Below are 10335 nucleotides of genomic sequence, written 5' to 3' on the forward strand. Positions count from 1 at the left end.
TAGACTAGAGGATCTACGTGATATCGATAGAAGAGTTGATGCGCCTAGACGAGGAGCAGTAGATGATGGCTACTGGAACTTGCCAGCAAGAAACCGCTCTATGGCGCTTCTTGTGCAGCTTGGCATAGTAGATGACCCTCACAACACCCTGTCTTTATCAGGGCCTAAGCTACCAAAGATTTATAACGTTAAGTCTTCTGATACACAACGTGCCAACTCAAAATATGAGGTATCCAAGTCATTTGTAGGCCCTCTCCTTAGCAATAAAAGACCTGGCCGGCCAAAAGGACTCAAGAGTATTGAGAAAGCCAAATTTGATGCTGCCTTTATTGGTCCGATGCCTCCTAAACGTGGCCCAGGTAGACCAAAGGGCAGTAAGAATAAGAGCACTATTTTTAAAGAGGCTATGAATGCTCAATCTAATGGTATTAAAGCTGCAGAAAAGAGAGGTCGTGGACGTCCACGCGGTAGTCGAAACAAAAGCAATCTTGCATTCGAGAACAGTTTTGTTGGCCCGATGCCTGACTTGTCACGTCTTCCAAAGAAGAAAGCTGGGCGACCAAAAGGAGCTAAAAACAGAAAAACCTTTATGCTCAGTTGAGCATAGCTGGACATGAATCAATGACAAGGTATTAAACTTTAGGCTGGTGCTTCTTATCGCTGAGGACATCAGCCTAAATTGATTTAGTTCCAAGATTTGCTAAACTTTTATATTAATTGCCCTGTAGTTTTGTGCAGGATTGTGCGCTAAATTGCAAAATTTGGTAAACCAGTGTTTAATCTCGCTAAGCACTGGTCTTTGTGAAGTGGTGCCGATCAAAGTTAGTATAAGCGCATAATGTCTTTGCAGCTCTTAATATGATCGGGCATGGTTTCTTTTATGAGAGGCTCTTTAGTTCTACTAAGTAGCTCTCTACATTTTTCAATATGACGTTCATAATCTGCTCTGCTATTGAGATTAATGTACTCACCTAAGAGTTTTTGCCACTGCTCAATATCACTTAATGGCTTGCTAGTACGTTCATCTTGTTGGCAAGCAACAGCATCAACCTCACTATCAAACTTAGCTAATACTTCTTTGCCTTGTTGCTCTGCTGCTTGAGCCTCTTGCTTGTTAATAGTGTTGAGATCATAGCCCTCTTGCTTGCTCTTGCTAGACTCTGACTTGAGTACCAGCTGAACATTACACATAGCGAAAATGACACCTACGATTAACACCATGTTTTCCACTAACAGCATTTCTTGCTCAGTGTAAGTATCCCACTGATTATTGCGATCTACGAGCTCCTTAAAGAGCTTAAATTGTTGGTGGTAAAGGTCAGTTAAGGTGACTAAGGTTTGGTTGAAAGTTTCGGCTGTTTCAGTCAGCTCCTTGAGGTAATTGGCAGTTTCACCAATCTTTTTTTCCATGGATAAAACTTGATCTACTACCTCATCAGCATTTTGTTGAGCTTTAGCGCCCATAATGCTAAAGACTACTGCACCAATGATAAGAGCAACACCTAAACTAGAAGCGCCAAGCACGGTAGCTCCAAGGGCCATGCCGCCACCACCAGCTGCCAAAGAACCACCACCTAAGTAGGCTAAGGTGGCATTAGTCAAAGCAGCGCCTGAGAGGCTCTTAATGGCCACACCAGTTGAGGCAACACCAAAAGTTGCTACTGCGGCTGTGGTAGCGCCAGAAACAGCCATACCAGCAGCAACACCAGCTACAGCAGAACTTAATCCTGATACTAAGGTTGTAGCGCCTAAAGAGACATGCTTTAACTCTTGTACCTTGAAACTTGGGATCTTAACCTTATTAACTTCAATGGTATCGAACTCAGGTCGATTATGGATTTGCTCAAAGGTATCAGCAAAATTCTTAAATTCAGATAAGATTGTCAGCTCATTAACGCCCAGCTTATCCAAAATTACGCAACACTTATTAGAGCAATCCTCTAAGTAGCGCTGATTACGCTCATGGCGCTCTTGGGCAATATTGATGCGATCATGAGCTGTTTTTACGCCAAAAATAGATCCAAACATAATCAATCCTTTTTGTGAAAACTAACTAAACTCAGGCTAAGGCAGCTTTTAATGGCACCTTGGCAAAGTAATTAAACTCTTTTTACCTAAGCCCCCTTAAAAATGGCCATCATAATGATACGGCGAATGGCAAAATTCATTAAAAACCTTCTTAAACCAACAGGAACAATCTTGAAAACAACCTTATAAATTAAATACAGAAAAATGAAGAACACTACCATATCAAGTATTACCATCATAATTATTTCTCCTTATATTACTCAGAAGTAAGTATCTAAAACATTAGAGGCACTTGCTGACGCTAAAGCTGTCACCTTGCATAACGCTTGGCCTTTTAACTAGATTTTCGCCTTCATTGGCGCTTATAGTTCAAACTTGCGGTGGACTGGAAAGGCCTCCTTGAGTGGAGCTTGGAGTTCCGCTCTTTTTAGCCTGCGCCTCATCTTCTTTAACAATTTGCTTTAAGGTGTTGGAGTCAGGCACATTATTGGCAAGTTCATCTAATTCTGCAAAGGTAATCTTAGTTTGCTCAACAAACTCATTAATAGGCAGACCTTGTACCAGCTTAAGTTTCAAGCACGATAAGTGGTTGTAATGGTAATATTGCTCTTTAGTGTATTGCTCTTTAAAGAAGCGCTCGTAGCACTCATCAACACGACAAATTAAAGGGCGATTAGCATAGATAGATCATTTATTATCCTGCAAGTATTTGCAAACGCCATCGCCTCTATCTAAATCACGATAAGGCTCAGCTTTTTGGACATGGCGGCAGCACTCTCCGCACTGATCACAATAGAACATTAGCTTTTCTTCTTAAACTTCAGTACAAAGTTTGGATTTTTTAAATTGTCTTTTAAGGTTTTACCATTACTGGTGTCATATGGCATTTCTAAAGACAGCTGTTGGTAGATGGCTTTTAATTGGCTATTGAGCAAGACTTGATCTGACACATTAACATTGTTCTCAAAGACCATTAAGGCTTGGTTAAACCTATCAGTCTGTTGCTTAAAGAGAGCTAAATCTATGTCCATGACCTTGGCACAATACTCATCCATTAAGGCACTTAAGTGGCGGTAATAAGCAGCAACATCAGAATATGGGGATAGCTGATTGAGCAAATAAATGAGCTTATTAATAAACTCACACTTATCCAGTACATAAAGTAAAGTACAAGCCATAATGCCAGTAACCAGTGCGCCCAAGAAATCGCACAGCACTTGGCCAATAATAGGAATGGCTCCAATAGAGGTGGCTTTTACAGCCTCGCTCACGGCTGTTCCTACTACCACGCTGGCACCTGTTGCTAAAATCTTAGCCACAGCTCTAAAACGCTCGCCTATAGGTAAGCGGTCAGGGTTAAAGAATAAAACCTTAGCTGCCTCTACTAAAGAAGACCAAATTTGACGAATGACACGAACAATATTCTTAGCTGTAGTAAAGAACATGTTGCAAATAGTGGTAGTAATTGAGCTTAAAGCACCTGAAATCGAGCCCTCAATAAACTTTTGCCACAGCTCCTTATAGCGCTCTTTTGCGTTCGCCAAGCCATTTTTAAAGCCTGTGATCACCTTATGAAGCATTGATTCATTCGAGCCTGAGGCGTACTTAAACTCAGCACGAATAGAGAACCAAATTTCAGAGCAGACTAAACCCAGTACTTGACGCAAGCCCATAGCAAAACCAACTTTGGTTGCTGCCATAGCGCTACTTCTAAAAAAATCAGGTGAGGTGTAGTACTCATAGGAAATTTTGCGATCCATGCTCTGACGTGACTTTTTATCTAAGGAGCGCATTCTTTCTTGTTGCTCACTAGTGTACTCATAGCCTTTCTTGTCTAAGTACTCATCCATAGTTTGAGCTTTTTTAGAGCGATTAGTATGAGGATTAGTAGCAGCAAGATTATCTGGATTATTAGCTAAATCTGCACCATTTAAGCCAGATAGCACCCTAGCTCTATCATCATGAATCTCTTTGGCTGAGACAATATGGTCTAAATCAGTTCGAGCATTGGCGGCTATGTGTTCTCCTGTATAAGCATCATACAAAGAGCCCTCTTTTTTCTGACGGGATACCTCTCTATTTTTGGCTATATAGCCCTCATGAGAATGGTATTCCTTAGAGTCATAAGCCCCACGATTATCATAAGCCTCTTGGTGAGCCTTATCCTTATAAGTTAAGTCTTTATCGTGCTCCATGGCACGCACATTGTGGATAGTATCAACATCACCACCATGCTGATCTTGAACGATAAAATCTAAACCAAAAGACGTAAATAGGCTTTGCATAATGACTTTTTCGTATTGCTCAAACAAAGTCTCATATGCATTGTTACTACTGTAGGAAGGTTCAAAATTATTAAGAGAAGCGACGAAGTTGGACATAGATCGACACATCCTAATGAAAAAACAAAATAGCACGCATTAGTAAAAGCCTTATTTTTACTAAAGAGCCCAAGTTAATTTTAATTAGTTGTGTCAGCCCTAACAAGCTTAGAAACTAGCAAAGAGCCACTATTCGAAAAGAGATGAGAACGAGTGGAACAAAACCAACGCACAATCATAAGATTGATTGATGATAAAATTTTATCATTTTTGCATCTAGTAAGCAATAAAATTTCCTGATTTTGGAGAACAATTTACTACATACTTTCCCTATAGAACAAATTTAAAAATGTCTGTGATCTATGATCTATTTTTGAGAATTTTTCAATGAAATTTGATAAAATTGATAGGATTTATCTAATTTTTCCCATACTGAAATAAGACTACGAGGAAACACCTTGGATACTAAAGACAAGAACATGCTTTCTAACGTCAAAAAGACTATTAATAGCTATAAGAAAGCACAGAGCGATGAAAAGGAATTAGGCTCACAATTAAAGGTGTTAAAGGCTGTCTACACTAGACGGGCGTAGTGTAGACAGCCAATACCACCTTCACAAAGTTATACGGCGTCGGCATCTGACCTTAATGCATGAGACTAGTGATGCATTCCCTGATTTTTGCTTACTCCAATGCCAGTCCCATCTAGCATCGCCAAAACACTAACTCAAGCCGTACATTTAGCGAGCTGCCGTCATGACGCTTAGGTCATTAAGAGAATCTGATCTTTTGGATAAGGCTTATGATGAATAGCAAGGCAGTACCAACAAATGGCTGCACAACGCGCGTAAGCTGTGATCTTTTGGGATTGATGAGATTATGTAGGCTTGCATGCCTGCCTGCATGGCCGCCATAGTATAGAGTACAGCTCAAGATGAAGCTAAATCAGCCTCGAGAGGCCAGCTTGAGAACGATCTAACACCTCATTTGCAAATATGCTCTGGAGGCATCAGATCTATATGTTCTCAGGCTAAAGAGCGTGGCGGCTGCAGATAGACTAAGCATGGTGGCGCTTAGTGCGAATAGTTGCTGCACAAGCATGGCTGCTAATCTTTGCAGTTCTTGTCTTTAGCTCAGCGCGTCAGCCTTTTGCGTTTAGCTGCGGGCATGAGCATTAGTCCTTAGATGCGGGCGTCAGCATTTTGCGTTTAGCTTTGAGCGACTAAGGGATCGACAAGCTCTTTAGTTGGGTCGGATGGCTTAACGCGATCCTTGCGATCTTCTGTAGCAGGGACATTGAACTCGTTTGAGAAGCCTGGGCCTTTATCGATGAGCTCTGGCGGCATCTTATAGTTTGGTAGATACTTTTGCACGATGCGCTCAATAGTGCCGTCATTACGCATCTCAACTAAAGCTCGGTTGAAGGCTACGGAATATGGTGAATTTTTCTTAAACATCAGACCTAGGTAGCTATCAGAACCGGCAATATCTTGAGCAATCTTGAGACGGCCTTTGCCCCATGAGTTGATAACATCATCAGCCATTGGGCCGTCGATGAGCAACGCATCAGCAGTGCCTTTGTAAACTGCATAGAAGGTTAAGAACACTGAGTGTTCTTGATGCACACGGATCTGTTGGGCCACATCTTTAGGAAAGACGCTAGATAATGCAGAACCTACGGTATTAGCTAGCACCTTACCACCCATGTCATTAACTGACTTTACGTTAGCAGTAGTGTTAGTCACTAATACGGTGTTGGAACGAAATAATGGCACGGACTGATTGAATAAATTGCCACGCTTACCATTGATGGTGAGACCACCGGCAATAATGTCAAAATGACCCTTTTGACCAAGATCTAAAAGAATGGATAAGTTGGTTAAGTGAATACGATCGTCGTCGTACTCAAAACCGGTGCGGCGCTGCAACTCACGAATAATATCCACATCGATACCAGAGAGGGTCTCAAGCGAGTCTATAACCTGTACAAATGGTGGATAAGGATGCACTGCTACGCTGATCTTCGCGCCTTTTAGTGGTAATTGTTGAACAGCTGCCTGAGATACAGTGCTAAAGAAAAATGCGGCCACAAGTCCTGCTAGGACTGTTACTTTGGCAAAAAATTTTGAGAACATCTAATAATCCTAATGTTTTGATCTGTACGTTATCTTCCACGGTGTTGCCATGGATAGTTGCGATTGCGTACAAATGAACACAATGGGCTCATCAGCATGTTTCTTCATCATGTCCGCGTGTGTCTCTCAGGTGCGCAGGTTGTGCTTTACTCATATACATGACGTTCACTAAAACCTCATACCTTTTCAACTCAAGGCAGGACAAACTCTAGAACTATTAGTTCTGCCAAATTTTCAAGCAAAGGGCTCAAATATATCGCTAAGGCCTAAGCACCACGAATAAAAAGCATCTCAAGGGTGTTGCTTAAGTGGGCATTACGTTAGCTGTGGTGATCTTATGCATTGAAAACTATACAAGCTCAAGGGGTAGGAGCTTATTATGTCGAAAGTTAGTGTGTATCTGTACTAAGCGTCATATGAGCTGTAGTACTAAGGTTTTGACTGATTTCGTCAGTTCAGTTATGAGCTTTTCCATGAAAAGCTTGGACTATGGGTGTAGATGAATTATCTAATGTTAATAAGCATGTGAATCATTTGCTATAGCAAAACTACTTAGCTTAAGGGCTACCAAAAGCAAATGAAAACTGAGTGTGAACTATAAACTACGTGTGCGAATTGTGAGCTTCATCAAGCTAGCAAAAGCTTATAAATTCGCGCTTTGTTGCAACATACAACATGCTGCAAGGGCACGTCAACCATAATTTTACAAACTATAATTAACATACTTGTATACAAGATACTTACACTTTTACTAGATACAAGACGCATCGCGTTAAGTATCTAGCTTTCGACCAAGAGCTCTAAACAAAATCGCCCATAAATGCCGCTGCTAACCGTTACTAAACACAGGCAACAATTTCTTAAAGCAAGCACTCATTATGTTTTACATGAGTGCTGTTGAGCAAAAAATGCACACGCTCCCCCCGAAATCATGCATAAATGCCCCTATCATCTACCACACAAAGCGTATAAATATAGGCTTTAAGTGCAGTTTCGCCCTACATTCTCCTATCTAACTACTCACTTTGGCTTGCACGGTCTAGCCTGCAGCCAGAAAACTAGTCTTATCCATAGATCCATGGGATGAGTTTGATTACAAGTTTGATTATGATTCTGCTTGAGATGTGGCAATATGCAACACCTCAGCTTAGACAATTAGCAGCGTGATGCATAAGAGAGCTTGTTGCTTGCGAGAATTTGCTATGCTGCAACCACCTTGTTCTGAGCTAATTTGCCTAAACTATCAGGGCCTTAACGTCTATTTGTATAGCTAAGTCATGTGAGCTTAACTGCCTTAAGCAGGATTATATAGATGAGTCATGTGTGGCTTAACTGCCTAGATTGTATTGATGAGTCATCTGCGGCTGAGCGCCATAGATTGGATAGAGGGACGATCTGGAGCTTAATGCTTTTGGCAGGACTGGATAGATGGGACTATCGGGCGTGAGTGGCTTGGCCAAGATGAGAGTGGCTAGGTTGAGATGCGAGTGCGTTTTAAAATGCGATTGGAGGGATTTAGATGATTTCACGAGGGAATGCCCGGCGCAGCTTGCGGCCTTGGCAAAAGAGTGGGCTTTTGCCTCTAAGGCATCCCTCGTTTTTAGTAGTATGTATTTTTCTAGCTTGAGCCTGCAAGGAAAAGGCTTAGCTTATTGCTCTGTCAACTATTGCTTAGTGTTGATAGCAACTGCAGTAGCGTTAGCGCCAGTAGCACGGCTTAAACGTACGTTGTAAGGCTGTAACTCAGGTGGGAGCTTGTAGCCTGGGAGGTACTTGTGAATGATCTTCTCTACAGTACCATCTGCACGCATCTGATCTAAATACTCATTGAGGATGTAAGAGTACTTAGAATCCTTTTTGAACATCATGCCGATATCGGTTTCGGTGCCTTCGATGTCATCAGCGATCTGCAGACGGCCCTTAGCCCAAGTGTTCATAGCGTCGTGAGCCAATGGAGCATCAATGAGCATTGCGTCAGCATCACCCTTGTACACAGCGTAGAAAGTCATGAATACAGAGTGCTCATTTTTAATCTTCATGTTGCGCTCAACATTTGGATCGAATTGTACAGGGAACTTAGCACCAGCAATATTAGCCATGGTACGACCGGACATATCGTTAATGGTCTTAATGCCCTTAGAGCCATTGGTTACTAATACGGTGTGTGAACGGAAGGTTGGAACTGACTGATGGAAGATCTTTGCACGCTCTTGAGTTAAGCTAAAAGCGCCAGTTGCGATGTCTAACTTACCTGATGCAGCCATCTCCATAATGTCAGAGAAGTTAGCTAAATGCATACGGTCATTGGCAAGCTCAAAGCCAGTACGACGCTGCAGCTCCTTGATGATGTCAAGGTCAATGCCAGTAATCTCTTGTGAAGAAGCACCTACAATAACAAAAGGTGCGGTTGGAGCTACACCAACATCTAACTTTACGCCCTGCAAAGGCAGATCTTGTGCTTGGGAAACGCTCATAAATGAAACGCTTGCTACTAAGCCAAGCATGGTGCAAACCTTAGCAACTGACTTAAAGATCATCTACGACTCCTTGTTAAAAACATACTTGTAGGGCAAGACAGCTTGCAGTGTCTGTTCCCCTACTTACTAAAACTTACTCTGTTAAATGTTTGTTTTGTTTGTTTGTTTGATTGTCTGCGACTAGCCCATAAGCTAAAGCGCTTATATTCGCGGACGGAACGCATTATGACAGTTTTACAACAGTAATTCAATGGCATATATGCAATCTTTAACATACTTGTATACAAGTATAGAAGTATCAAAAATTCGCAAAGCCATACTGCACTTGCATACGCTGTCAGTCGATGCTGCTACAACTAGATGATCACTATTTTTTCAACAAAGCAATTACCAAGTTATTTTGCACTCTTACAGTGTTATCCACATAGCAGTTGTTGCGTACTGCCTCAGTGTGAGATCGTCTGACTTTTTATCTTTAATGCGTCCTAACGTCTTATCGACGTAGTGGTCATCACGCTCTGAAAATGCCTCTCTCCAAACTTATTAACCTTGCATGCTTAATGTGCTTGGAGAGCTTTATTAAGGCCCTATTCTTAACATTGACTCGCGTCACGTTTTTGAGTGTTTTAAAAGAACAACGGTTCTTTAAATGGGAGGTAAGCTGCTCTCATTTGCTCCTACGTAAGGAGAAATTGGCAAAAATCTTACCTTTGTAAAACTTGATACAAGTGCTGTTTGTTAAGTCAGTTCCATACATTTCATTACGTTTTGTGACCTGATGGATAAATCGTAATATGTTCTTTGCCTGATTTTAAAAAAATTGAAAAGAATTTTTAATGTTGTAACTAGCGATCGCTATGATCCCCGTAAATTCTAGGATCTTGTATGACAGTAAATTTATCAATCTCTCACTTTTATGCAAATTAGATTAGGTAAAAATACTGCAAATTTTGCAAAAACTTATTGTGTGATCATAATCACATTTGATTGCGCAGGTCAATATCGTGTATTTTTATGTTAAATTTTACACAAAGTTACGCATATATATGCGTCTTTCACTGCAACGCTGCTTTGAACAAAATCCCTCTTGACTATACACGCTAATTCTCAGTCTTTTGGATCAGTATCTTACTATATTTTACATCCGACTTAATATAAATATCAAATTACAGCATAAATAAAGGATTTTAGATCTAATTTCTTGAAATAATTGTTGAAATAGTTCTCAGTATAATGTAAAATATACTGATCCACTAGGATCAGTATTTTTGAGGTTAACTGAGATGGCTATTTTAAAGAATTTCCCAGTAATGGAAGTACCAGAATGGGCTTCTATTACTGAAAACAAGTATGTGGTCTATTGGACCAATGATA

General features: G+C 40.9%; 7 protein-coding genes. 2 read left to right on the forward strand and 5 right to left on the reverse strand.

The genetic code is table 11. From position 1 onward, the window contains the following. Nucleotides 1-601 (forward strand): hypothetical protein (locus tag H524_RS17460; protein WP_044122132.1); only part of this gene is annotated, 601 nt, incomplete at its 5' end. A 221-nt stretch (nt 602-822) separates the two neighbouring features. On the opposite strand, the gene H524_RS16775 is transcribed toward H524_RS17460, so the two are convergent. The 3 genes from H524_RS16775 to H524_RS15555 form a co-directional block, all read right to left on the reverse strand. Continuing rightward, nucleotides 823-2028, reverse strand: a complete 1206-nt coding sequence (locus H524_RS16775; protein ID WP_052339069.1) for a hypothetical protein — start codon at nt 2026-2028, stop codon at nt 823-825. A gap of 369 nt (nt 2029-2397) precedes the next feature. Continuing rightward, a complete protein-coding gene (locus H524_RS17640; RefSeq protein WP_027940252.1) occupies nt 2398-2604 on the reverse strand; it encodes a hypothetical protein in 207 nt (68 codons plus the stop codon). Between the two features lie 224 nt (nt 2605-2828). Next, on the reverse strand, nt 2829-4409 hold the full coding sequence (locus H524_RS15555) for an ABC transporter permease (RefSeq protein ID WP_052339070.1): 1581 nt from the start codon (nt 4407-4409) through the stop codon (nt 2829-2831). Between the two features lie 398 nt (nt 4410-4807). Between H524_RS15555 and H524_RS17895 the strand changes: the two genes are divergently transcribed. Next, nucleotides 4808-4942, forward strand: a complete 135-nt coding sequence (locus H524_RS17895; RefSeq protein ID WP_281171317.1) for a hypothetical protein — start codon at nt 4808-4810, stop codon at nt 4940-4942. Between the two features lie 615 nt (nt 4943-5557). On the opposite strand, the gene H524_RS0111010 is transcribed toward H524_RS17895, so the two are convergent. Beyond that, nucleotides 5558-6484 carry a substrate-binding periplasmic protein gene (locus H524_RS0111010; protein WP_027940253.1) on the reverse strand — a complete coding sequence of 309 codons (927 nt, stop codon included), beginning with the start codon at nt 6482-6484 and terminating at the stop codon, nt 5558-5560. Between the two features lie 1664 nt (nt 6485-8148). Then, nucleotides 8149-9021, reverse strand: a complete 873-nt coding sequence (locus H524_RS0111015) for a substrate-binding periplasmic protein (protein ID WP_027940254.1) — start codon at nt 9019-9021, stop codon at nt 8149-8151. Nucleotides 9022-10335 lie beyond the last annotated feature (1314 nt).

This window comes from Anaerobiospirillum succiniciproducens DSM 6400 (genome assembly GCF_000482845.1).
GTDB classification, from domain to species: Bacteria; Pseudomonadota; Gammaproteobacteria; order Enterobacterales; family Succinivibrionaceae; genus Anaerobiospirillum; species Anaerobiospirillum succiniciproducens.

Coding starts and splice junctions, on each gene's coding strand:
- H524_RS15555 (WP_052339070.1), bottom strand. CDS start 4,409: ATGTCCAACTTCGTCGCTTCTCTTAATAATTTTGAACCTTCCTACAGT.
- H524_RS16775 (WP_052339069.1), bottom strand. CDS start 2,028: ATGTTTGGATCTATTTTTGGCGTAAAAACAGCTCATGATCGCATCAAT.
- H524_RS0111010 (WP_027940253.1), bottom strand. CDS start 6,484: ATGTTCTCAAAATTTTTTGCCAAAGTAACAGTCCTAGCAGGACTTGTG.
- H524_RS0111015 (WP_027940254.1), bottom strand. CDS start 9,021: ATGATCTTTAAGTCAGTTGCTAAGGTTTGCACCATGCTTGGCTTAGTA.